This window comes from Arthrobacter sp. Soil763 (assembly GCF_001428365.1).
In the GTDB taxonomy this organism is placed as follows: domain Bacteria; phylum Actinomycetota; class Actinomycetes; order Actinomycetales; family Micrococcaceae; genus Arthrobacter.
This window is the reverse complement of record NZ_LMSH01000002.1, coordinates 562144-582712: the sequence shown is the minus strand read 5'-3', so window position 1 is coordinate 582712 and position 20569 is coordinate 562144. Positions and strand designations below refer to the sequence as shown.

Annotated in this window: 32 protein-coding genes; 3 read left to right on the top strand and 29 right to left on the bottom strand. The window is 63.6% G+C overall.

Going from position 1 to position 20569, the window contains the following annotated elements; translation table 11 throughout:
* Nucleotides 1-24: 24 nt before the first annotated feature.
* The 6 genes from ASG71_RS06355 to ASG71_RS06330 form a co-directional block, all read right to left on the bottom strand.
* Entirely contained in the window at nt 25-1035 is a 1011-nt protein-coding gene (locus ASG71_RS06355; protein ID WP_024366109.1) for a DNA-directed RNA polymerase subunit alpha, read from the bottom strand.
* 128 nt (nt 1036-1163) lie between these two features.
* Nucleotides 1164-1565, bottom strand: coding sequence for a 30S ribosomal protein S11 (gene rpsK / locus ASG71_RS06350; RefSeq protein ID WP_056737824.1), 402 nt, complete (start codon nt 1563-1565; stop codon nt 1164-1166).
* Nucleotides 1566-1610: 45 nt separating this feature from the next.
* On the bottom strand, nt 1611-1988 hold the full coding sequence (rpsM, locus tag ASG71_RS06345) for a 30S ribosomal protein S13 (protein WP_011775569.1): 378 nt from the start codon (nt 1986-1988) through the stop codon (nt 1611-1613).
* A gap of 183 nt (nt 1989-2171) precedes the next feature.
* Entirely contained in the window at nt 2172-2285 is a 114-nt protein-coding gene (gene rpmJ, locus ASG71_RS06340) for a 50S ribosomal protein L36 (RefSeq protein WP_009358722.1), read from the bottom strand.
* Nucleotides 2286-2354: 69 nt separating this feature from the next.
* Entirely contained in the window at nt 2355-2576 is a 222-nt protein-coding gene (gene infA / locus ASG71_RS06335; protein ID WP_009358723.1) for a translation initiation factor IF-1, read from the bottom strand.
* Between the two features lie 169 nt (nt 2577-2745).
* Nucleotides 2746-3810, bottom strand: coding sequence for a P1 family peptidase (locus tag ASG71_RS06330; protein ID WP_056737823.1), 1065 nt, complete (start codon nt 3808-3810; stop codon nt 2746-2748).
* A gap of 248 nt (nt 3811-4058) precedes the next feature.
* Here ASG71_RS06330 and ASG71_RS06325 point away from each other — a divergent pair, with 248 nt between their 5' ends.
* The 3 genes from ASG71_RS06325 to ASG71_RS06315 all read left to right on the top strand — a co-directional run bounded on the left by ASG71_RS06325 (nt 4059) and on the right by ASG71_RS06315 (nt 7345).
* On the top strand, nt 4059-5009 hold the full coding sequence (locus ASG71_RS06325; RefSeq protein WP_200947945.1) for a carbohydrate ABC transporter permease: 951 nt from the start codon (nt 4059-4061) through the stop codon (nt 5007-5009).
* A gap of 62 nt (nt 5010-5071) precedes the next feature.
* Nucleotides 5072-5932 carry a carbohydrate ABC transporter permease gene (locus ASG71_RS06320; RefSeq protein WP_235563977.1) on the top strand — a complete coding sequence of 287 codons (861 nt, stop codon included), beginning with the start codon at nt 5072-5074 and terminating at the stop codon, nt 5930-5932.
* A 66-nt stretch (nt 5933-5998) separates the two neighbouring features.
* Nucleotides 5999-7345 carry an ABC transporter substrate-binding protein gene (locus tag ASG71_RS06315; RefSeq protein WP_056737821.1) on the top strand — a complete coding sequence of 449 codons (1347 nt, stop codon included), beginning with the start codon at nt 5999-6001 and terminating at the stop codon, nt 7343-7345.
* A gap of 102 nt (nt 7346-7447) precedes the next feature.
* Here the strand turns inward: ASG71_RS06315 and map are convergent, their stop codons facing one another.
* The 23 genes from map to rpsJ all read right to left on the bottom strand — a co-directional run bounded on the left by map (nt 7448) and on the right by rpsJ (nt 20517).
* On the bottom strand, nt 7448-8275 hold the full coding sequence (gene map / locus ASG71_RS06310) for a type I methionyl aminopeptidase (protein WP_056737820.1): 828 nt from the start codon (nt 8273-8275) through the stop codon (nt 7448-7450).
* Nucleotides 8276-8377: 102 nt separating this feature from the next.
* A complete protein-coding gene (locus tag ASG71_RS06305) occupies nt 8378-8947 on the bottom strand; it encodes an adenylate kinase (RefSeq protein ID WP_200947944.1) in 570 nt (189 codons plus the stop codon).
* A gap of 5 nt (nt 8948-8952) precedes the next feature.
* Nucleotides 8953-10263 carry a preprotein translocase subunit SecY gene (secY, locus tag ASG71_RS06300; protein WP_056737818.1) on the bottom strand — a complete coding sequence of 437 codons (1311 nt, stop codon included), beginning with the start codon at nt 10261-10263 and terminating at the stop codon, nt 8953-8955.
* Nucleotides 10264-10449: 186 nt separating this feature from the next.
* Complete coding sequence (gene rplO / locus ASG71_RS06295; protein WP_056737817.1) at nt 10450-10941, bottom strand: 50S ribosomal protein L15; 492 nt, start codon at nt 10939-10941, stop codon at nt 10450-10452.
* Nucleotides 10942-11148, bottom strand: coding sequence for a 50S ribosomal protein L30 (gene rpmD / locus ASG71_RS06290; protein WP_056626615.1), 207 nt, complete (start codon nt 11146-11148; stop codon nt 10942-10944).
* Between the two features lie 3 nt (nt 11149-11151).
* On the bottom strand, nt 11152-11832 hold the full coding sequence (gene rpsE, locus ASG71_RS06285; RefSeq protein ID WP_200947943.1) for a 30S ribosomal protein S5: 681 nt from the start codon (nt 11830-11832) through the stop codon (nt 11152-11154).
* 26 nt (nt 11833-11858) lie between these two features.
* The gene (gene rplR / locus ASG71_RS06280; protein WP_018773674.1) at nt 11859-12242 is read right to left on the bottom strand and encodes a 50S ribosomal protein L18; all 384 of its coding nucleotides are present in this window, start codon (nt 12240-12242) and stop codon (nt 11859-11861) included.
* Nucleotides 12243-12244: 2 nt separating this feature from the next.
* The gene (rplF, locus tag ASG71_RS06275; RefSeq protein WP_056737815.1) at nt 12245-12781 is read right to left on the bottom strand and encodes a 50S ribosomal protein L6; all 537 of its coding nucleotides are present in this window, start codon (nt 12779-12781) and stop codon (nt 12245-12247) included.
* Between the two features lie 18 nt (nt 12782-12799).
* Entirely contained in the window at nt 12800-13198 is a 399-nt protein-coding gene (rpsH, locus tag ASG71_RS06270) for a 30S ribosomal protein S8 (protein WP_056737814.1), read from the bottom strand.
* 94 nt (nt 13199-13292) lie between these two features.
* On the bottom strand, nt 13293-13874 hold the full coding sequence (rplE, locus tag ASG71_RS06265) for a 50S ribosomal protein L5 (RefSeq protein ID WP_056737813.1): 582 nt from the start codon (nt 13872-13874) through the stop codon (nt 13293-13295).
* Nucleotides 13874-14233 carry a 50S ribosomal protein L24 gene (gene rplX, locus ASG71_RS06260; protein ID WP_056737812.1) on the bottom strand — a complete coding sequence of 120 codons (360 nt, stop codon included), beginning with the start codon at nt 14231-14233 and terminating at the stop codon, nt 13874-13876. The genes rplE and rplX overlap by 1 nt, the downstream gene beginning before the upstream one ends.
* Nucleotides 14234-14236: 3 nt before the next feature.
* Nucleotides 14237-14605, bottom strand: coding sequence for a 50S ribosomal protein L14 (rplN, locus tag ASG71_RS06255; protein ID WP_003803789.1), 369 nt, complete (start codon nt 14603-14605; stop codon nt 14237-14239).
* Nucleotides 14606-15161: 556 nt separating this feature from the next.
* Nucleotides 15162-15470, bottom strand: a complete 309-nt coding sequence (gene rpsQ / locus ASG71_RS06250; protein ID WP_056737811.1) for a 30S ribosomal protein S17 — start codon at nt 15468-15470, stop codon at nt 15162-15164.
* On the bottom strand, nt 15467-15796 hold the full coding sequence (gene rpmC / locus ASG71_RS17135; protein WP_056737810.1) for a 50S ribosomal protein L29: 330 nt from the start codon (nt 15794-15796) through the stop codon (nt 15467-15469). The genes rpsQ and rpmC overlap by 4 nt, the downstream gene beginning before the upstream one ends.
* A 2-nt stretch (nt 15797-15798) precedes the next feature.
* The gene (gene rplP, locus ASG71_RS06240; protein ID WP_056737809.1) at nt 15799-16215 is read right to left on the bottom strand and encodes a 50S ribosomal protein L16; all 417 of its coding nucleotides are present in this window, start codon (nt 16213-16215) and stop codon (nt 15799-15801) included.
* Nucleotides 16216-17046, bottom strand: a complete 831-nt coding sequence (rpsC, locus tag ASG71_RS06235; protein ID WP_056737808.1) for a 30S ribosomal protein S3 — start codon at nt 17044-17046, stop codon at nt 16216-16218.
* Complete coding sequence (rplV, locus tag ASG71_RS06230; protein ID WP_056737807.1) at nt 17047-17412, bottom strand: 50S ribosomal protein L22; 366 nt, start codon at nt 17410-17412, stop codon at nt 17047-17049.
* 38 nt (nt 17413-17450) lie between these two features.
* Nucleotides 17451-17732, bottom strand: coding sequence for a 30S ribosomal protein S19 (gene rpsS, locus ASG71_RS06225; protein ID WP_018773666.1), 282 nt, complete (start codon nt 17730-17732; stop codon nt 17451-17453).
* Between the two features lie 12 nt (nt 17733-17744).
* On the bottom strand, nt 17745-18584 hold the full coding sequence (gene rplB / locus ASG71_RS06220) for a 50S ribosomal protein L2 (protein WP_056737806.1): 840 nt from the start codon (nt 18582-18584) through the stop codon (nt 17745-17747).
* A gap of 29 nt (nt 18585-18613) precedes the next feature.
* A complete protein-coding gene (gene rplW / locus ASG71_RS06215; protein WP_011692807.1) occupies nt 18614-18919 on the bottom strand; it encodes a 50S ribosomal protein L23 in 306 nt (101 codons plus the stop codon).
* Complete coding sequence (gene rplD, locus ASG71_RS06210; protein ID WP_056737805.1) at nt 18916-19536, bottom strand: 50S ribosomal protein L4; 621 nt, start codon at nt 19534-19536, stop codon at nt 18916-18918. The genes rplW and rplD overlap by 4 nt, the downstream gene beginning before the upstream one ends.
* A gap of 4 nt (nt 19537-19540) precedes the next feature.
* The gene (rplC, locus tag ASG71_RS06205) at nt 19541-20191 is read right to left on the bottom strand and encodes a 50S ribosomal protein L3 (RefSeq protein ID WP_003803812.1); all 651 of its coding nucleotides are present in this window, start codon (nt 20189-20191) and stop codon (nt 19541-19543) included.
* 17 nt (nt 20192-20208) lie between these two features.
* A complete protein-coding gene (gene rpsJ / locus ASG71_RS06200) occupies nt 20209-20517 on the bottom strand; it encodes a 30S ribosomal protein S10 (protein ID WP_003803825.1) in 309 nt (102 codons plus the stop codon).
* Nucleotides 20518-20569 lie beyond the last annotated feature (52 nt).

Here is a 20569-nt window from a genome sequence, read left to right as displayed (position 1 = left end):
CCAGCCTGCTGGCCAAGATCTGTTTTAGAGCTCGTCGTCGCTGAACGCGGCGTCGTCCTCTTCGATGGCTGCGGCGCGGGCTGCGAGATCGAAACCGGGAGGGGAGTCCTTGAGGGACAGACCCAGTTCGACGAGCTTCGCCTTGACCTCATCGATGGACTTCGCACCGAAGTTGCGGATGTCCATCAGGTCAGCCTCGGAGCGGGCAACGAGTTCACCCACGGTGTGGATGCCCTCACGCTTGAGGCAGTTGTAGGAACGGACGGTGAGGTCCAGATCCTCGATCGGAAGCGCCATGTCTGCTGCCAGGGCAGCGTCCGTCGGCGACGGGCCGATCTCGATACCTTCAGCTGCGGTGTTCAGCTCGCGGGCCAGACCGAACAGTTCCACCAGGGTGGTGCCTGCCGAAGCAACCGCATCGCGCGGGGCGATGGCCTGCTTGGTCTCGACGTCGACAATGAGCTTGTCGAAGTCGGTGCGCTGCTCAACACGGGTAGCTTCCACGCGGAAAGTAACCTTCAGGACCGGCGAGTAGATCGAGTCGACCGGGATGCGGCCGATCTCGGAGTCGCCGGACTTGTTCTGAGCTGCCGAAACATAGCCGCGGCCGCGCTCGATGGTCAGTTCGAGTTCGAACTTGCCCTTCGAGTTCAGCGTGGCAATGTGCAGATCCGGGTTGTGGAATTCGACGCCGGCCGGCGGAGCGATGTCCGCGGCGGTGACGACTCCCGGGCCCTGCTTGCGCAGGTAAGCAACAACCGGCTCGTCGTGCTCGGAGGAGACCGACAGGTTCTTGATGTTCAGGATGATCTCGGTGACATCTTCCTTGACACCCGGAACCGTCGTGAACTCGTGCAGCACGCCATCGATCCGGATGCTCGTGACAGAGGCACCGGGGATGGAGGAGAGCAGGGTACGGCGGAGGGAGTTTCCGAGGGTGTAACCGAAGCCCGGCTCCAGCGGTTCAATGATGAAACGGGAGCGGTTATCGGAGACGACCTCTTCGGAGAGGGTGGGGCGCTGTGCAATGAGCACTTAGGTTTCCTTTCGGCGAGCATCCGCTATATGACGCAACACAGGTGGTGGAAAGATCGGTCTAATGGCTTAACGCGGCGGGGGCCTGCCCGGACCCGTGAGGATCCGGGCAAGCTCCGGTCAAGAAATTAGACGCGGCGGCGCTTCGGCGGGCGGCAGCCGTTGTGCGCGCTGGGGGTGACGTCCTGGATGGAACCCACCTCGAGGCCAGCGGCCTGCAGCGAACGGATGGCGGTCTCGCGTCCGGATCCCGGTCCCTTGACGAACACGTCAACCTTGCGCATGCCGTGCTCCTGTGCACGCTTCGCAGCGGCTTCGGCGGCCATCTGGGCAGCGAACGGGGTGGACTTGCGGGAGCCCTTGAAGCCAACCTCACCGGACGAAGCCCAGGAGATGACAGCACCGGTCGGGTCCGTGATGGACACGATGGTGTTGTTGAAAGTGCTCTTGATGTGCGCCTGACCCAGCGCGATATTCTTCTTGTCCTTCTTACGCGGCTTGCGGACCGCACCACGAGTCTTCGGGGGCATTATTTCTCCTACAGAAAGTTATTGGGGGAAGGGAGAACGCTATTTCTAGCGTCCGGCCTTCTTCTTGCCGGCGACGGTACGCTTCGGACCCTTGCGGGTACGGGCGTTGGTCTTCGTACGCTGGCCGCGTACGGGCAGGCCCTTGCGGTGGCGCAGGCCTTCGTAGCTGCCGATCTCGACCTTGCGGCGGATGTCGGCGGCTACCTCGCGGCGAAGGTCACCCTCAACCTTGTAGTTGCCTTCAATGTAGTCACGCAGCTGGACCAGCTCGGCGTCCGTCAGGTCCTTGACCCGAACGTCAGCGCTGATGCCGGTGGCAGCCAGGGTTTCGTGTGCACGGGTCTTGCCCACGCCGTAGATGTAAGTAAGCGCAATTTCCAGCCGCTTTTCGCGGGGAATGTCTACGCCAGCGAGACGAGCCATAGTGGCAGTGCTCCTTGAATAAACCGGAGGTCGTAGGCAGTACACCCGCACAATCCGTACGGCCCCAGCCTCCGACCGGGGGTTAGCTGTCCGGACTCGTTCATGCTTAGTGTCCCAGATCAGCTTGTGCTGCCTTTATTTACTTGCGTGGGTTAGCAACCCAGGGTTTTCCGGTGAAGGAAATTAGCCCTGGCGCTGCTTGTGGCGCGGGTTCTCGCAGATCACCATGACCCGGCCATTACGGCGGATCACTTTGCACTTTTCGCAGATCTGCTTGACGCTCGGCTTGACCTTCATGGCGTTCCTTTGCGTGTTGCAGTTGGTCAGCTGGACCGGCCGCCGGCTGTTGCCGCGGCCGCCCAGTGTTTACTTGTAGCGGTAGACGATACGACCACGCGTCAGGTCGTAAGGGCTCAGCTCCACCACTACGCGGTCCTCAGGGAGAATCCTGATGTAGTGCTGGCGCATCTTTCCAGAGATGTGTGCCAGAACGATGTGCTTGTTGGTGAGCTCAACGCGAAACATCGCGTTAGGCAGCGCCTCGGTCACAACGCCCTCGATCTCAATGACCCCGTCCTTCTTGGCCATACCCTCCGCTAACTGTTGTTGCCACAGCCCCTCCGGCTCGCACCGGTGGCCACTGCGGACGCTTTTTGATTGCTTGGCTGCAGCCACCAGGCCACAAAAGGGCACAACAGGGCAGACAACCAACAGTCAACACTACGGCATTGCGGGCCGAATGTTAAATCCAGCCATGCTAGCGCACCTCGTCCGGGTATGCACGGAAACGCCCCGCCGGCGTCTCCACATCCGACGCGGCCGCTATCCCGTCGAGGATAGCCAGCCGCACAGCATCGGCTGCCGCGCTTTGCAGCGTGATCAGGCTCAATTGCCGCGCAGCGTCGGTGCCGCGGTCCAGCGCGACGGCGCCCGTGGCAAGGCAAAAGACAGTGTCCCCGTCGGCCAGGGTGTGGCTGGGGTTCAGCGCCCGGGCGAGGCCGGCGTGGGCTGCCGACGCCGTCCGTTTGCACTCGGCCTTGTCCAGGATGGCGTTGGTCGCCACGACGACAAGCGTTGTGTTGAGGGTTGGCGGCCCGCCTAGTTCGGTGGGCGGCGCATCCGAAACCCTCTGCGTGCTCCCTCCTTCGTCGCTTAGACGCACGCTGCCGGGTTCCGGATGTGCCGCCTGCTCCGGTTCTGCCACGCTGCCGGTTTCCGCCCGCGGTGGTGACGTGCTGAAGGGCAGACCGATTGCGTTTACTACGGCTAGGGCGCCAACGACGACCGGGCCGTCTGGGGAGATGGTGTCCAGGGTGATGGAGGCGGTGCCTAGGCCGCCTTTGTATTGGCCCCGGCCGATGAGGGCTCCGGTGCCGGCGCCGGTGGTGCCGCGGTCGACGTCGTGCCCGGCCTGGCGGGAGGCGGCGTCGGCGGCGGCCGCGTACCCCATGGCGGCGTCGGGGCGGGCGCCGAAGTCGCCGCCGCGGCCGAGGTCGAAGATGGCGGCGGCCGGTACGATCGGCACCACGCCGCCGGGCACGGCAAACCCGCGGCCGTTTTCTTCGCACCAGCGCTGGGCGCCGTGCGCGGCTGCGAGCCCAAAGGCGCTGCCGCCGGTCAGCACCACCGCGTCGACGGCGGTGCTCAGGGTGGTCGGATCCAGCGCGTCCGTCTCGTGCGTGCCGGGGCCGCCGCCGCGCACATCGACGGAGCCGACGGTGCCCGGCGGCGGCAGGACCACGGTGACACCGGTCAGCCACCCCTCCCCCGTCCGGGAGGCCTGGCCCACCCGGATTCCTTGCACGTCCGTGATAGCAGTCATGGCTCCATTGTGGGCCACCCCGGACCCGGCCGGCAGCCGGTCCCCGGAAAGCGCCGCCCCTTCCCCGACGGCAGGCAAACGGTGTGGAATACTGCAACCAACAAGAGGTAAACGGGCAAGGAAGCCTGGCATAACAAAGCTCTGACAATGCCTTGTGCGGGGTTCCGCCCACCGCCCGTGTGGTGAAGTGTTATTGATCCCCCGCCCAACCGCCTGCCCGCTGCAGGCCCGGATCCGTTAGAGACCCTATGACTAGACAACTGACCGACCGTCCCGCGGCTGCCGCCGGGACCGTCGCCTCGGACCGGCGCAGGGGACGCTGGTCCGCCAGGACCCGCCGGGACTTTATCGTCTTCCTCGCCCTGGCGCTGCCGAACCTCGCACTGATCGCAGTGTTCACCTACCTGCCGCTGATCAACAACATGTACTACTCCACCCTGGACTGGACCCTCGGCTCCGCCTCGGCCACCGTCGTCGGCTTCGACAACTACATCAACTTCTTCACCAGCGCCGACGCCCCGAAGGTGCTCGGCACCACGGCTGTCTTCACGCTGGTCACCGTCGGCGGCTCCATGGTCCTGGGCCTGCTGGTGGCCCTGGCGCTGAACTCCGAGGTCCGCGGCACCACCTTCGCCCGGTCCGCCGTCTTCGCCCCCTACGTCCTCAGCGGCGTCGGCGTCGGGCTGGTCTGGCTGTTCATCTTCGATCCCGGCTACGGGGTGCTGTCCTGGCTGCTGCGGGGCATCGGCCAGCAGAGCCCGCAATGGATCAACGACCCGCAGCTGTCCCTGGTGATGGTCATCGTCGTCTACATCTGGAAGAACCTCGGCTACTGCGCCGTGGTCTACCTCGCCGGGCTCCAGTCCCTGCCCCAGGACGTAATGGAGGCGGCGTCGCTCGACGGCGCCAGCGGGTTCCGCCGCTTTGTCAGCATGGCGATTCCGCTGCTCTCCCCCACCACGTTCTTCCTGCTGATCACCACCATGCTCAGCTCCCTCCAGGCCTTCGACCTGATCCGGATCATGACTCCGCTGGGCAACGGCACGTCCACCCTGATTTACGAGGCATACCTGCAGGCCTTCGGCGCCTTCAACCGGGCCGGATACTCCGCGTCGATCTCGGTGGTCCTCTTCGCCATCCTCCTGGTCATTACCGTGCTTCAGGTCCGGTTCGTCGAACGGAAGGTGCACTACTCGTGAGCACGCTCTCCCCCGTCAACCCCGATCCTGCCGCCAACGCCGGGCCCGCCACCGGGCCGGACGTGCCGCCGCAGCGGCCGCGCCCGCTGTCCCGCGCCAACCTAGTCCAGACGATCGCCGGCGGCTACGTCCCGCTCCTGCTCGCGACCCTCGTCGTCGTCCTTCCGCTGCTCTGGATGGTGCTGAGCTCCTTCAAGCAGCCCGGCGAGATTGTCACCACCGACCTGAAGATCCTGCCGGAGAGCGTGAACCTGGATAACTACCGCGTCGCCATGACGACGGTGCCGTTCGCCCAGTTCTTCGTGAACAGCCTGATCGTCACCACGGTGGGCTCCACGGTGAAGGTCATCCTGGCCATCCTGACCGCCTACGCGCTGGTCTTCGTCCGGTTTCCCTTCAAGAACGCCATTTTCATCATCATCCTGGTCGCGCTCATGGTCCCGCCGCAGGTGTCCATCCTGCCCAACTACATCCTGATCGCGGGACTGGGCGGGAAGAACACGCTCTGGGGCATCATCCTTCCCGGCCTCGGCACCGCCTTCGGCACGTTCCTGCTGCGCCAGCACTTCCTCACGCTGCCCGGCTCCATCCTGGAGGCCGCCGAGATCGACGGCGCCGGGCACTGGCGGCGGCTGTGGCAGGTCGTCGTGCCGGTCTCCGGCCCCTCCATCGCCACGGTGGCCCTGGTGACCGTGGTCAGCGAATGGAACGACTACATCTGGCCGCTGATCATCACGGACCGGCCGGAGACGATGACCCTGCCGGTCGGGCTGACCCTGCTGCAGAACTCCGAGGGCAACGGTTCCGGCTGGGGCATCCTGATGGCCGGCGCGGTGCTGGTCATCGTGCCGATCCTGCTGGTCTTCGCCGCACTGCAGCGCTACATCGTCGCTGGCCTGACCCAGGGCAGCGTTACGGGCTAGGGCACGGCTGCCCCCTCCAACCATTTCCACCGTCACAACAAGTCAGCACCCTTGAGAGGATCCACCATGGCAAGAAACCTTGACCGCCGACACTTCCTTGGCCTGGCCGGCGCCGGAGCCGGTGCCGCAGCCCTGGCTGCCTGCGGCGGACCGTCCACCGGGGGCGGCACCGCCGGGTCCGGCGCGGCCGACATCGACTTCAGCGGCGTGAAGCCGGCCTCCTCGATCGACTTCTGGACGAACCACCCGGGCAAGTCCCAGGACGTCGAGAAGGCGATTATCGAGAAGTTCCAGGCCAAGTACCCGGAGATCAAGGTCAACCTGGTCACCGCCGGGGCCAACTACGAGGAAATCGCGCAGAAGTTCCAGACCTCCCAGGCCGCCAAGTCGGCGCTGCCGGGCCTTGTGGTGCTCTCCGACGTCTGGTGGTTCCGCTACTACACCAACGGCAACATCATCCCCCTCGACAGCCTGATCAAGCAGCTGGACATCAAGGTCGACGACTTCCAGAAGTCACTCGTTGCGGACTACAAGTACGCGGACAAGCAGTGGGCACTCCCCTACGGCCGTTCCACCCCGCTCTTCTACTACAACAAGGACCACTTCAAGGCCGCCGGGCTGCCGGACCGGGCGCCGAAGACGTGGCAGGAGTTCGGCGAGTGGGCCCCCAAGCTCAAGGCCGCCTCCGGGGCGCAGTACGCGTACATCTACCCGGCCCTGGCCGGCTACGCGGGCTGGACCCTGCAGAACATGCTGTGGGGCTGGGGCGGCAGCTGGTCCAACGAGTGGACCATGAACTGCGATTCCGCCGAATCCGTCGCGGCCCTGCAGTGGGCGCAGGATTCGATCTACAAGGACAAATGGGCGGGCGTCTCCTCCAAGGAGGCCGCCGACGACTTTTCCGCCGGCATCACGTCCGCCACGATCGCCTCCACCGGGTCCCTGCTCGGTGTCCTGAAGTCGGCCAAGTTCAACGTCGGCGTCGGCTTCCTGCCGGGCGGGCCAAAGAACGAGACCGGAGTCTGCCCGACGGGCGGCGCCGGCCTGGGCATCCCGAGCGGTGTCAGCAAGGAGGTCCAGCTGGCCGCCGCGACGTTCCTGAAGTTCATGACCGAGCCGGAGAACACCGCGGCGTTCTCCGCCGCCACCGGCTACATGCCCTCGCGCACGTCCGCGGACATGTCCGCCGTGCTGTCCAAGACGCCGCAGATCAAGACCGCCATCGACCAGCTCGCCGTTACCCGGGTGCAGGACAACGCCCGCGTCTTCCTGCCAGGCGCCGACCAGGAGATGGCCAAGGCCGCCGCAAAGATCCTCACCCAGCAGGGCGACGTGAAGGCCACCATGACGGAGCTGAAGGGTACCCTCGAGGGCATCTACACCAAGGACGTGAAGCCGAAGCTCAAGAGCTGACGCGCCCACGAAAGGCAAAATCCCTGGCACGGCCGGTATTCCGGCGGTGCCAGGGATTTTTTGTGCCCGGGACGATTGTCCCGCGACTGCACTTCCCGGTCGTTACGGGATCGGGACGGGTACGACGCCGAGCGGCGCCAGTTTCGCGGCACCCCCGTCGGGGGCGGAGAGCACCCAGATGCCCTTCTCGTGCACCGCGACGGAGTGTTCCCACTGGCAGGAGCGCTTCCCGTCCGTGGTCACGACGGTCCAGTCGTCCTCGAGGACGACGGTGTCGATGCTGCCGCGGACCAGCATCGGCTCGATCGCCAGGCACAGGCCCGGGCGGATCTTGGGGCCGCGGTGGCTCGTCCGGTAGTTCAGCACGTCCGGCGGCATGTGCATTTCGGAGCCGATCCCGTGGCCGACGTAATCCTCCAGGATCCCCAGCGGTTTGCCCGGTACCGAGGAGACGTAGTCATCGACGGCGTTACCGATGTCGCCGACGAACTTGCCGGTCGCCAGCGCGGCGATACCGTGCCACATGGCGGCCTCGGTCACGTCGGAGAGCCGCTGGTCCTCGGGATCGGCGGTGCCCACGATCACGGTCCGGGCCGAGTCGGAGTGCCAGCCGTCCACGATCGCACCGCCGTCGATCGAGATGATGTCGCCGTCGTGCAGCACCCGGTCACCGGGGATGCCGTGCACGACCTCCTCGTTCACCGAGGTGCAGATGGTGGCCGGGAAGCCGTGGTACCCGAGGAAGTTGGACTTCGCACCGGCTTCCTGCAGCACGCCGGCGAAAACGGCGTCGAGTTCACGGGTGGTCACCCCGGGGGCGGCGGCGGCAACGGCGGCGTCCAGAGCACGGGACAGGACCAGTCCCGCCTCGTGCATCGTGCGCATCTGGGCGTTGGTCTTGTATTCAATGCGGGGCTGGCCGAATGCCATGCTCAGCGTCCTTTCGGTGGTGCCGCAGCGGCGGGGCTGCGGAGAAATGGCTGAGGCTCCTCCCGGCACAGCGGGAGGAGCCTCTAACAGTTGCGGGGCCGGTCAGGCGGACTGCGCCGCTTTGATGGCTTGCATGACGCGGTCGGTGACCTCGTCGATGCCGCCGATGCCGTCGACCTGGGTGAGGATGCCGCGGTCGGCATACTTGGCCACGACGGCCTCGGTCTGGCCGTGGTACAGGTCCAGCCGGTGCCGGATGACGGCTTCGTTGTCATCGCTGCGGCCGGTTTCCTTGGCCCGGCCCAGGAGGCGCTTGACCAGTTCTTCGTCGTCGGCGGTGAGCTGCAGGACGACGTCGAGCTTCTGGTCGCCGTCGGCCAGGATCGCGTCTAGGTAGTCGACCTGCGCCGTGGTGCGCGGGTAACCGTCGAGCAGGAAGCCGACTTCGACGTCGTCTTCGGTGAGCCGGTCCCGGACCATCTTGTTCGTCACGCTGTCCGGAACGAAGTCCCCCGCGTCCATGTACTTCTTGGCTTCGATGCCGAGCGGCGTCTCACCCTTGACGTTGGCGCGGAAAATATCGCCGGTGGAGATCGCAACGACGCCGAGGCGCTCCGAAATGCGCTCCGCCTGCGTTCCCTTGCCGGAACCGGGAGGTCCGATAATCAACATTCTCGTCATCGCAAAAGCCCTTCGTAGTGACGCTGCTGTAGCTGCGCATCAATCTGCTTGACGGTCTCCAAACCGACGCCGACCATGATCAGGATCGAGGTGCCGCCGAACGGGAAGTTCTGGTTGGCATTGATCAGGACCAAGGCGATCAGCGGGATCAGGGCCACGAAGCCCAGGTAAATCGCTCCGGGCAAGGTAATCCTGGAAAGCACATACTGCAGGTAGTCCGCGGTCGGCTTGCCGGCACGGATGCCCGGAATGAAGCCGCCGTACTTCTTCATGTTGTCAGAAACTTCCTCAGGGTTGAAAGTGATCGCAACATAGAAGTAAGTGAAGAACACAATCATGGCGAAGTACAGGGCCATGTAGATCGGGTGGTCGCCCCGGGTCAGGTTGTTGTTGATCCATTCGACCCACGGCGCCACGGGCTCGCCCGGCTTGGGCTGGTTGAACTGCGCGATCAGGCCCGGCAGGTACAGCATCGAGGACGCGAAGATGACGGGCACGACGCCGGCCATGTTCACCTTGATCGGGATGTACGTGCTGGTGCCGCCCACGGTGCGGCGGCCAATCATGCGCTTGGCGTACTGGACCGGAATGCGGCGCTGGGACTGCTCCACGAAGACCACGAGGGCCACGGTCAGCAGGCCGATCGCGAGCACCATGAAGAAGGTGCCCGGGCCCTGGGCGCTCCAGATCGCCCCGAGGGAGGTCGGGAAGCCTGCGGCAATGGAGGTGAAGATGAGCAGGGACATGCCGTTGCCGACGCCCTTCTCCGTCACGAGTTCGCCCATCCACATGATCAGGCCGGTGCCGGCCGTCAGGGTGATGATGATAAGGATCGTGGTGATGATGCTGGAATCAGGAATGATCGGCAGCTGGCAGTTCGGCAACAGCTGGCCCGAACGCGCGAGCGAGACCAGCGTCGTGGCGTTCAGCAGGCCCAGGGCGATGGTCAGGTACCGGGTGTACTGCGTCAGCTTGGACTGGCCCGCGGCGCCTTCGTCGTAGAGCTGCTGGAAGCGGGGAATGACCACGCGGAGCAGCTGGACGATGATGCTGGCCGTGATGTACGGCATGATCCCGAGCGCGAAGATCGAGACCTGCAGCAAGGCGCCGCCGCTGAACAGGTTGACGAGCTGGTAGATCCCGCCCGTGGTCTGACCGTTCTGCAAACATTGCTGGACATTCTGGTAGTTCACACCAGGCGAGGGGATGAAGGCACCCAAGCGGAAGATTGTGATGATTCCCAGCGTGAACAACAACTTGCGTCGCAGATCAGGCGTGCGAAAGGCCCGGCCAAATGCGCTAAGCAAGCGTCCTCCTGAGTAATAAGTAAAGTCGTGTGAGATAGGTCAAATAAACCCAACAACCGAGTCTAACGGGTGGATGCGCCCGGCGAACAATCGACGGGCCCCCGGGGCAAGAAAAAACTCCCGGCCCCAGGGCCAAGGGCCCCGGAACCGGGAGTTTCAACAACGGGCGTCTGCCCCGCCGGCTCCTTAGAGCGCGGTGGTGCTGCCGCCCGCTGCGGCAATCTTTTCTGCGGCGCTGGCCGAGAATGCGTGGACGGTGACGTCAACCTTGACGGTGATATCGCCGGTACCCAGGATCTTGACGGGCTGGTTCTTGCGAACGGCACCCTTCTCGACCAGGTTCTCCACGGTGACTGCGCCACCTTCCGGGAACAGCTCGTTGAGCTTGTCCAAGTTTACCACCTGGTACTCAACCCGGAACGGGTTCTTGAAGCCGCGCAGCTTCGGCAGGCGCATGTGCAGCGGCAGCTGGCCGCCGGCAAAGCCAGCCTTGACCTGGTAGCGGGCTGCAGTGCCCTTCGTGCCACGACCGGCGGTCTTACCCTTGGAGCCTTCACCACGACCAACGCGGGTCTTGGCGGTCTTGGCACCCGGGGCGGGACGCAGGTGGTGAACCTTCAGTGCGTTCTGCTTCTCAGCGGCGCCCTGTGCCTTGTCGGCGGTGTTCTTCTCTGCCATTTACTTCGCCTCCTCTACCTTTACCAGGTGCGGAACCGTGTTGAGCATTCCCACGGTCACGGCGTCGGCGGTGCGGACAACGGTGTGTCCGATCCGCTTCAGGCCGAGGGACCGAAGGGTGTCGCGCTGGTTCTGCTTGCCGCCAATGGCGGACTTGATCTGAGTGATCTCCAACTGAGCGTCGGAGGGAATCAGGTTCTTAGCCATGACTCAGACACCTGCCTTCTGGTTGAGCAGTGCGCGCACCAGGGCCTGCGGAGCAACCTCGTCCAGCGGCAGGCCGCGGCGTGCTGCCACGGATGCCGGCTCTTCGAGGCGCTTCAGCGCGTCAACAGTCGCGTGAACGATGTTGATGGCGTTGGAGGAACCGAGCGACTTGGAGAGGATGTCGTGGATGCCCACGCACTCCAGTACTGCACGGACCGGACCGCCGGCGATAACACCGGTACCGGCGGAAGCCGGACGCAGCATGACGACGCCTGCGGCGGCCTCACCCTGAACGCGGTGCGGGATGGTGCTGCCGACGCGGGGAACGCGGAAGAAGGACTTCTTGGCCTCTTCAACGCCCTTCGCGATGGCGGCGGGAACTTCCTTAGCCTTGCCGTAGCCGACGCCGACCATGCCGTTGCCGTCACCGACGACGACGAGGGCGGTGAAGCTGAAGCGACGACCACCCTTGACGACCTTGGAGACACGGTTGATGGTTACGACGCGCTCTACGAACTGGCTCTTCTCGGCTTCGCGGCCGCCGTCACGGCCACCACGGCCGCCACGGTCGCCACGGCCCTGGCCGCGGTCGCCACGCTCACCACGACGGGCACCGCCGCGGCGGTCGTCGGTGGTAGCAGGCGCAGCGGTCTCAGTTGCCGGAGCAGCTACAGCTTCAGTCACCTGAATGTCCTTTTCGTTATTTTCGGTCACAGTGCCAGCCCACCTTCACGTGCGCCGTCGGCGACGGCGGCGATCCGGCCGTGGTACTTGTTGCCACCGCGGTCGAAGACAACAGCTTCGATGCCTGCAGCCTTGGCACGCTCGGCAACGAGCTCGCCAACGCGCTTGGCCTTGGCGGTCTTGTCACCGTCGAATGCACGAAGGTCGGCTTCCAGAGTGGACGCGCTCGCTACGGTCAGGCCCTTGGTGTCATCGACAACCTGGACGAATACGTGGCGGGCGGAACGGTTGACGACCAGACGCGGACGAACAGCCGTACCGGAAATGCGCTTGCGGATACGAAGCTGGCGGCGGCTGCGCTGGGCAGACTTGCTCTTGTTCGTACGCTTCTTGTTAATTGCGATGGCCATGGTTACTTACCAGCCTTTCCGACCTTGCGGCGGATGACTTCGCCGGCGTAACGGATGCCCTTGCCCTTGTAGGGGTCCGGCTTCCGCAGCTTGCGAATGTTGGCAGCAACCTCGCCGACCTGCTGCTTGGAAATGCCTGAGACAGAGAGCTTGGTCGGGGTCTCTACTGCAAAGGTGATGCCGTTCGGAGCCGAGACGTTGACCGGGTGGCTGTAGCCCAGAGCGAACTCCAGGTCAGAACCCTTGGCCTGGACGCGGTAACCGGTACCGACAATCTCAAGCTTCTTCTCGTAGCCTGCGGTGACACCCTGGATCATGTTGGCGATCAGGGTGCGGGTCAGGCCGTGCAGCGAACGGGAGGCGCGCTCGTCGTTCGGGCGGGCGACAGTCAGGGTGCCGTCTTCCAGGGTGACCTCGATCGGGCTGGCCACAGTGTGGCTCAGCTCGCCCTTGGAACCCTTGACGGTGACGACAGAGCCGTCAACCTTGACCTCAACGCCGGCAGGAACGGTGATGGGGAGACGTCCAATACGTGACATTATTCTCTTCCTTTCCCGTTACCAGACGTACGCGAGGACTTCGCCGCCCACGCCCTTCTTGCCGGCCTGCTTGTCAGTCAGGAGGCCGGAAGAGGTGGACAGGATTGCGATACCCAGGCCACCCAGCACGTGCGGCAGGTTGGTGGACTTCGCGTAAACGCGGAGACCCGGCTTGGAAATACGACGAACGCCAGCGATGGAACGCTCGCGGTTCGGACCGAACTTGAGCTCGAGGGTCAGCTTCTTGCCAACCTCCGCGTCTTCTTCCTTCCAGGAGGCGATGAAGCCTTCGGCCTTCAGGATGTCGGCAACGCGTGCCTTGAGCTTGCTGTACGGCATGGACACGGAATCGTGGTATGCCGAGTTAGCGTTGCGCAGACGCGTGAGCATATCTGCGACAGGATCTGTCATAGTCATGTGGGCTCTTGCCCTTCCTCATAACGGTTTCCGCTGCGGCGGCGTCCCGAACACTGTCGGAAAGCGGCACAGCCGGACCTTTTACGTAGTTAGATTAGTCTTCGGTCTTGAACGGGAAGCCAAGCGCCTTGAGCAGCGCGCGGCCTTCGTCGTCGGTCTTGGCAGTGGTCACGACGGTGATGTCCATACCGCGAACGCGGTCAATGGAATCCTGGTCGATCTCGTGGAACATAACCTGCTCGGTCAGACCGAAGGTGTAGTTGCCGTTGCCGTCGAACTGCTTGCCGCTGAGGCCCCGGAAGTCGCGGATACGCGGCAGTGCCAGCGTGACCAGACGGTCCAGGAATTCCCACATGCGGTCCCCACGCAGAGTTGCGTGCGCACCGATCGGCATGCCTTCGCGCAGCTTGAACTGGGCGATCGACTTGCGGGCCTTGGTTACCTGCGGCTTCTGGCCGGTGATCAGGGTCAGATCGCGGACAGCGCCGTCGATCAGCTTGGAGTCCTTGGCGGCATCTCCAACACCCATGTTCACAACGACCTTCACCAGACGGGGAACCTGGTTGACGTTCTCGTACTTGAATTCCTCAACGAGCGCGCTCTTGATGGAATCCGCGTACTTGGTCTTCAGACGAGGAACGATCTTGCTTGCCGGAGTCTCGAGAGTCTCAGTCATTAGATGTCCTTCCCTGAGCTCTTGGCCACGCGGACACGCACTTCACGCTTCACGCCATTGCGCTCAACGGTCTCGGTGCGGAAACCGACGCGGGTGGGCTTCTTGGTGGACGGGTCAACCAGAGCCACGTTGGAGATGTGGATTGAAGCCTCGACGACCTCGATGCCACCGGTCTTGGTGCCGCGCTGCGACTGACCGACGCGGGTGTGCTTGGTTACGCGGTTGATGCCTTCGACCAGCACGCGGTTGGTCTCCGGGAAAACGCGCAGAACCTTGCCCTGCTTGCCACGGTCGCCGCCGCGCTCAGCCTTGGCGCCAGTGATGACCTGAACGAGGTCACCCTTCTTGATCTTAGCCATGGACTAGAGCACCTCCGGAGCCAGGGAAACGATCTTCATGAACTTCTTGTCGCGAAGTTCACGACCAACCGGTCCGAAGATACGGGTACCGCGGGGGTCACCGTCGTTCTTCAGGATCACAGCTGCGTTCTCGTCAAACTTGATGTAGGAACCATCCGCACGGCGGCGTTCCTTCTTGGTACGGACGATGACAGCCTTGACGACGTCGCCCTTCTTTACGTTGCCGCCCGGAATTGCGTCCTTGACGGTAGCGACGATCACGTCGCCAATGCCTGCGTAGCGACGGCCGGATCCACCGAGAACGCGAATGGTAAGGATTTCCTTAGCACCCGTGTTGTCGGCGACCTTGAGTCGCGACTCCTGCTGAATCACTATTTACTCCTTGCGTCGCGCCGGTTCTCAGGCCGTGGTCTCGCTACGGAATGAGCCTTGCGGAACGGTTGATCGGGGTGTCTCTTGACCTGACTGGATTTTGCCAGACCAGGCCTAAACGCCCGTGCCAAAAACAGTTGCTTCCCGGGCGCGCGGGGCGCGAGGGGGCACTATGCCGTGGCACGATTGTTTACGAGGTTGACGATGGCACACGAAAGGCGCCATACAAACTCAAAATCTTAGCACGGACGGGGCCCCTCCGTAGAATCGGCCCTTACCACAGACCCTCCCCCAGCCCCGCCCCAAAGCGCGAACGGACACTTCAGGCCCGCGACTCGCCAGCCCCAGCGCCGCCCCAAAGCGCGAACGGACACTTGAAGCCCTGGAGCCGGCGGGAAGCGGGCCGCAAGTGTACGTTCGCGCATTGAGGAACCGGCGGGAAGGGGCCTCAAGTGTACGTTCGCGCGTGGTGCAGCGTCCCGGGAACGGCGAAACCCCCGCTCCCAGAAGGGAACGGGGGTTTCGGTTCAGCGTCCCGGAGGGGATGCTGCAGGTGTTACTTGGCCTTCTCGAGGATCTCCACCAGGCGCCACCGCTTGGTAGCGGAGAGCGGGCGGGTCTCGGCGAGGAGAACCAGGTCGCCGATGCCGGCGCTGTTCTCTTCGTCGTGAGCCTTGATCTTCGTGTTGCGGCGCATGACCTTGCCGTAGAGGGCGTGCTTCACACGGTCTTCGACCTGGACAACGATGGTCTTTTCCATCTTGTCCGAGACGACGTAACCGCGCTTCGTCTTACGGTAACCGCGCTCGTCAGCCTTGGCTGCGTCGGAAACAGTTTCCGTCACGTTCTCGTCCTTTTCACTCACTTGGCGTCCTCCTCGGTCTCAACCGTTTCAGCCTTGTCAGCCTTCTTGGTTGCAGCCTTCTTGGACTTCTTCTCTTCCTTGGCTTCCACAACCGGTGCGGCAACCTCGGCACGAATGCCCAGCTCGCGCTCACGAAGAACGGTGTAGATGCGTGCGATGTCCTTCTTTACCGCGCGCAGGCGACCGTGGTTCTCCAGCTGGCCGGTGGCGGACTGGAAACGCAGGTTGAACAGCTCTTCCTTGGACTTGCGGAGTTCTTCAACGAGACGCTCGTTGTCGAAACCGTCCAGCTGTGCGGGTGCGAGATCCTTCGACCCTACTGCCATTTCTATTCACCACCTTCGCGACGCACAATGCGTGCCTTCAACGGGAGCTTGTGGATTGCCAGGCGCAGGGCCTCGCGAGCTACCTCTTCATTAACACCGGAGAGTTCGAAGAGAACCCGGCCCGGCTTGACGTTTGAGACCCACCATTCCGGAGAACCCTTACCGGAACCCATGCGGGTTTCGGCCGGCTTCTTGGTCAGCGGACGGTCCGGGTAGATGTTGATCCAGACCTTGCCGCCACGCTTGATGTGGCGGGTCATCGCGATACGGGCGGATTCGATCTGCCGGTTGGTGACGTATGCCGGGCTCAGAGCCTGGATACCCCACTCGCCGAACGAAACCTCGGTGCCGCCCGTGGCAGCGCCGGAACGACCCGGGTGGTGCTGCTTACGGTGCTTGACTCGACGTGGGATAAGCATTTAAGCCTGTCCTCCTTCTACAGCGGCAGGAGCCGCCTCAGCTGCCGGTGCTTCGGCAGCAGGTGCTGCGTCGGCGGCCGGACGGTCGTTACGACGACGGCGGTCACCACGGTCGGGGCCACCCGGGCGGCCCGGACGATCGCCGCCACGGCCGCGGGACGGAGCAGCAGCTGCCTGCTGAGCCAGTTCCTTGGCGGTGACGTCACCCTTGTAGATCCAGACCTTCACGCCGATGCGGCCGAAGGTGGTCTTGGCCTCGTAGAAGCCGTAGTCGATGTTCGCGCGGAGGGTGTGCAGGGGCACACGGCCTTCGCGGTAGAACTCCGAGCGGGACATTTCAGCGCCACCCAGTCGACCCGAGCAAGCGATACGGATGCCCTTGGCACCAGCGCGCTGCGCGGACTGCATTGCCTTCTTCATCGCGCGGCGGAAAGCCACGCGGGAAGTCAGCTGCTCGGCAACGCCCTGGGCAACAAGCTGTGCTTCCATCTCGGGGTTCTTGACCTCGAGGATGTTCAGCTGAACCTGCTTGCCGGTGAGCTTTTCGAGCTCGCCGCGGATGCGGTCTGCTTCGGCGCCGCGGCGGCCGATAACGATGCCCGGACGTGCCGTGTGGATATCCACGCGGACACGGTCGCGGGTGCGCTCGATCTCAACCTTGGCGATGCCGGCGCGCTCCATGCCCGTGGACATGAGCTGGCGGATGCGGATGTCTTCGCGAACGAAGTCCTTGTACCGCTGGCCGGACTTGGTGCTGTCGGCGAACCAGTGCGATACGTGATCGGTGGTGATACCGAGTCGGAACCCGTGCGGGTTTACTTTCTGTCCCACTTAGCGAGCCTCCTCTTTCTCCGGGGTAGCGACTACCACGGTGATGTGGCTCGTGCGCTTCTTGATCTGAAATGCGCGACCCTGGGCACGCGGCTGGAACCGCTTCATGGTCGGGCCTTCATCAACAAACGCTTCGCTGATGATGAGGTCACCTTCGTCAAACGCGACGCCGTCGCGGTCCGCGAGGACCCGGGCGTTGGCGATTGCCGACTGAACTACCTTGAATACCGGCTCCGAAGCTGCCTGCGGGGCAAACTTCAGAATTGCCAGAGCCTCGTTCGCTTGCTTCCCACGAACAAGGTTGACGACGCGCCGGGCCTTCATAGGCGTTACGCGGATGTGGCGCGCAATAGCCTTGGCTTCCATTGCTTTCCTTCTCTCGTCTTTGACGTAAGCGCAGGCGCCTAGCGGCGCTTGCCCTTACGGTCGTCCTTGACATGGCCGCGGAAAGTCCGCGTGGGAGCGAATTCGCCGAGCTTGTGCCCGACCATCGACTCAGTGACAAACACCGGGATGTGCTTGCGTCCGTCGTGCACGGCGATCGTGTGGCCGAGCATGTCGGGGACGATCATCGAACGGCGGGACCAGGTCTTGATGACGTTCTTGGTGCCCTTTTCGTTTTCCCTGGCTACCTTCACAAAGAGGTGCTGGTCAACGAAAGGACCTTTTTTCAGGCTGCGTGGCATGTGTCCAGGCTCCTATCGCTTGTTCTTGCCAGTACGACGGCGACGCACAATAAGCTTGTCGCTCTCTTTGTTGGGACGGCGGGTGCGGCCTTCGCGCTTACCGTTGGGGTTGACGGGGTTACGTCCACCGGACGTCTTACCCTCACCACCACCGTGCGGGTGGTCAACCGGGTTCATGGCGACACCACGGACGGTCGGGCGGACGCCCTTCCAGCGCATACGGCCGGCCTTGCCCCAGTTGATGTTCGACTGCTCGGCGTTGCCGACCTCGCCGACGGTTGCGCGGCAGCGCACGTCAACGTTGCGGATTTCGCCGGAGGGCAGACGCAGCTGGGCGAAGCGGCCTTCCTTGGCAACGAGCTGGATCGATGCGCCGGCGGAGCGGCCCATCTTGGCGCCGCCACCCGGGCGCAGTTCGACTGCGTGGATAACGGTACCGACCGGGATGTTGCGCAGCGGCAGGTTGTTGCCGGGCTTGATGTCAGCGTCGGCACCCGCTTCCACGGTGTCACCCTGGGCCAGCTTGTTCGGGGCGATGATGTAACGCTTGGTGCCATCAACGTAGTGCAGGAGAGCGATGCGAGCCGTGCGGTTCGGATCGTACTCGATTTCGGCAACGCGGGCGTTGACGCCGTCCTTGTCGTGGCGACGGAAGTCGATCAGACGGTACTGGCGCTTGTGTCCACCACCCTTGTGACGGGTCGTGATCTTACCGGTGTTGTTACGGCCACCCTTTTTCGGGAGGGGACGTACCAACGACTTTTCCGGCGTCGACCGCGTGATTTCGGTGAAGTCCGCTACGCTCGAGCCACGACGGCCCGGGGTAGTCGGCTTATATTTACGGATTCCCATAATTTATTTCCTCGTTAAAGTGGTCTCCGCTACGCGAGCGGACCGCCGAAGATGTCGATAGTGCCTTCTTTGAGGGTCACAATGGCACGCTTGGTGTTCTTGCGGGTACCCCATCCGAATTTGGTGCGCTTGCGCTTACCGGCACGGTTGATGGTGTTGATCGATTCGACCTTGACGGAGAAGATCTTCTCCACGGCCAGCTTGATCTCGGTCTTGTTCGACCGGGGGTCCACCAGGAAGGTGTACTTGCCCTCGTCGATCAGGCCGTAGCTCTTTTCCGAGACGACGGGTGCAAGCACGACGTCGCGCGGGTCCTTGATGGTGGCTGCACTCACTTGGCATCCTCCTCGTTCTTTGCAGCCTTGCCAGCAACGAATGCTTCGTAGGCAGCCTTGGTGAAGACTACGTCGTCCGAAACGAGCACGTCGTAGGTGTTCAGCTGGTCTGCGTACAGAACGTGAACATCCTGGAGGTTGCGCACGGACAGTGCGGCAACGTCCTCGGCGCGGTCGATGACAACGAGCAGGTTCTTACGCTCGGAGACGCCACGCAGCGCAGCCAGTGCTTCACGGGAGGACGGCTTGGTGCCGGCGACCAGTTCAGCAATGACGTGGATGCGGCCGTTGCGGGCGCGGTCAGAGAGAGCGCCGCGCAGGGCAGCAGCAATCATCTTCTTGGGGGTGCGCTGGCTGTAGTCACGCGGCGTCGGGCCGTGGACGATGCCACCACCGGTCATGTGAGGAGCACGGATGGAACCCTGACGGGCGCGGCCGGTGCCCTTCTGCTTGAACGGCTTGCGACCTGCACCGGAAACCTCGGCGCGGGTCTTGGTCTTGTGGGTACCCTGGCGAGCAGCAGCGAGCTGGGCAACGACGACCTGGTGCAGCAGCGGCACGTTGGTCTGAACGTCGAAGATCTCTGCAGGCAGGTCAACCTTGACAGTGCTAGTCATTGAACTAGGCTCCCTTCACGGCGGTGCGTACGAGTACGACCTGGCCGCGGGCGCCGGGGACGGCACCCTTGATCAGGAGCAGCGACTTCTCGACGTCAACCGCGTGGACCGTGAGGTTCAGCGTGGTGTGACGCACGGCGCCCATGCGGCCGGCCATTTTCATGCCCTTGAAGACGCGGCTCGGGGTGGATGCGCCACCGATGGAACCGGGCTTACGGTGGTTCTTGTGGGCACCGTGGGAAGCTCCAACGCCGTGGAAGCCGTGACGCTTCATAACACCGGCGAAGCCCTTACCCTTGGTGGTGCCAACGACGTCGATCTTCTGGCCGGCTTCGAAGAGCTCAACGGAGAGCTCCTGGCCCAGCTCGTAAGAGTCAGCATCTGCGGTGCGCAGTTCTACGACGTGGCGGCGAGGCGTGACGCCTGCCTTTTCAAAGTGACCAGCCAGCGGCTTGGTGACCTTGCGGGGATCGATCTGGCCGTAGCCGATCTGAACGGCGACGTAGCCATCAGTCTCTGCGTTGCGCAGCTGCGTGATGACGTTCGAGTCTGCCTGGACCACAGTGACGGGGATGAGCTTGTTGTTCTCGTCCCAGACCTGGGTCATGCCGAGCTTCGTGCCCAGCAGGCCCTTTACGTTACGGGTTGCGGTCATAGTCTCTCAGCACCTCCCTACAGCTTGATTTCGATGTTCACGTCGGCCGGCAGGTCGAGACGCATGAGCGAGTCGACGGCCTTGGGCGTGGGATCGATGATGTCGATAAGACGCTTGTGCGTGCGCATTTCAAAGTGCTCGCGGCTGTCCTTGTACTTGTGCGGAGAGCGGATAACGCAGTACACGTTCTTCTCCGTCGGCAGCGGCACGGGGCCAACTACAGTTGCGCCTGCGCGCGTGACCGTCTCAACGATCTTCCGGGCTGAAACGTCAATGACCTCGTGGTCGTATGACTTCAGCCGGATGCGGATTTTTTGTCCCGCCATGTCGCCTGACTCTCTTTCAGTCTGTGCTTCCCCTGGTTAGGGCTGCCCTGTT

What these genes read in the sequence shown, in the direction of transcription:
- rpsK (WP_056737824.1), bottom strand. Translation starts at nt 1,565, where the DNA reads ATGCCCCCGAAGACTCGTGGTGCGGTCCGCAAGCCGCGTAAGAAGGAC.
- rpsM (WP_011775569.1), bottom strand. Translation starts at nt 1,988, where the DNA reads ATGGCTCGTCTCGCTGGCGTAGACATTCCCCGCGAAAAGCGGCTGGAA.
- rpmJ (WP_009358722.1), bottom strand. Translation starts at nt 2,285, where the DNA reads ATGAAGGTCAAGCCGAGCGTCAAGCAGATCTGCGAAAAGTGCAAAGTG.
- infA (WP_009358723.1), bottom strand. Translation starts at nt 2,576, where the DNA reads ATGGCCAAGAAGGACGGGGTCATTGAGATCGAGGGCGTTGTGACCGAG.
- ASG71_RS06330 (WP_056737823.1), bottom strand. Translation starts at nt 3,810, where the DNA reads ATGACTGCTATCACGGACGTGCAAGGAATCCGGGTGGGCCAGGCCTCC.
- ASG71_RS06325 (WP_200947945.1), top strand. Translation starts at nt 4,059, where the DNA reads ATGACTAGACAACTGACCGACCGTCCCGCGGCTGCCGCCGGGACCGTC.
- ASG71_RS06315 (WP_056737821.1), top strand. Translation starts at nt 5,999, where the DNA reads ATGGCAAGAAACCTTGACCGCCGACACTTCCTTGGCCTGGCCGGCGCC.
- map (WP_056737820.1), bottom strand. Translation starts at nt 8,275, where the DNA reads ATGGCATTCGGCCAGCCCCGCATTGAATACAAGACCAACGCCCAGATG.
- ASG71_RS06305 (WP_200947944.1), bottom strand. Translation starts at nt 8,947, where the DNA reads ATGTTGATTATCGGACCTCCCGGTTCCGGCAAGGGAACGCAGGCGGAG.
- rplO (WP_056737817.1), bottom strand. Translation starts at nt 10,941, where the DNA reads ATGGCAGAGAAGAACACCGCCGACAAGGCACAGGGCGCCGCTGAGAAG.
- rpmD (WP_056626615.1), bottom strand. Translation starts at nt 11,148, where the DNA reads ATGGCTAAGAACCTGATTCCCTCCGACGCTCAGTTGGAGATCACTCAG.
- rplR (WP_018773674.1), bottom strand. Translation starts at nt 12,242, where the DNA reads ATGGCCATCGCAATTAACAAGAAGCGTACGAACAAGAGCAAGTCTGCC.
- rplF (WP_056737815.1), bottom strand. Translation starts at nt 12,781, where the DNA reads ATGTCACGTATTGGACGTCTCCCCATCACCGTTCCTGCCGGCGTTGAG.
- rpsH (WP_056737814.1), bottom strand. Translation starts at nt 13,198, where the DNA reads ATGACTATGACAGATCCTGTCGCAGATATGCTCACGCGTCTGCGCAAC.
- rplE (WP_056737813.1), bottom strand. Translation starts at nt 13,874, where the DNA reads ATGACTGAGACTCTCGAGACTCCGGCAAGCAAGATCGTTCCTCGTCTG.
- rplX (WP_056737812.1), bottom strand. Translation starts at nt 14,233, where the DNA reads ATGGCTAAGATCAAGAAGGGTGACCTCGTTCAGGTCATCACTGGCGCC.
- rpmC (WP_056737810.1), bottom strand. Translation starts at nt 15,796, where the DNA reads ATGGCAGTAGGGTCGAAGGATCTCGCACCCGCACAGCTGGACGGTTTC.
- rplP (WP_056737809.1), bottom strand. Translation starts at nt 16,215, where the DNA reads ATGCTTATCCCACGTCGAGTCAAGCACCGTAAGCAGCACCACCCGGGT.
- rplV (WP_056737807.1), bottom strand. Translation starts at nt 17,412, where the DNA reads ATGGAAGCCAAGGCTATTGCGCGCCACATCCGCGTAACGCCTATGAAG.
- rpsS (WP_018773666.1), bottom strand. Translation starts at nt 17,732, where the DNA reads ATGCCACGCAGCCTGAAAAAAGGTCCTTTCGTTGACCAGCACCTCTTT.
- rplB (WP_056737806.1), bottom strand. Translation starts at nt 18,584, where the DNA reads ATGGGAATCCGTAAATATAAGCCGACTACCCCGGGCCGTCGTGGCTCG.
- rplD (WP_056737805.1), bottom strand. Translation starts at nt 19,536, where the DNA reads ATGACTAGCACTGTCAAGGTTGACCTGCCTGCAGAGATCTTCGACGTT.
- rplC (WP_003803812.1), bottom strand. Translation starts at nt 20,191, where the DNA reads ATGACCGCAACCCGTAACGTAAAGGGCCTGCTGGGCACGAAGCTCGGC.
- rpsJ (WP_003803825.1), bottom strand. Translation starts at nt 20,517, where the DNA reads ATGGCGGGACAAAAAATCCGCATCCGGCTGAAGTCATACGACCACGAG.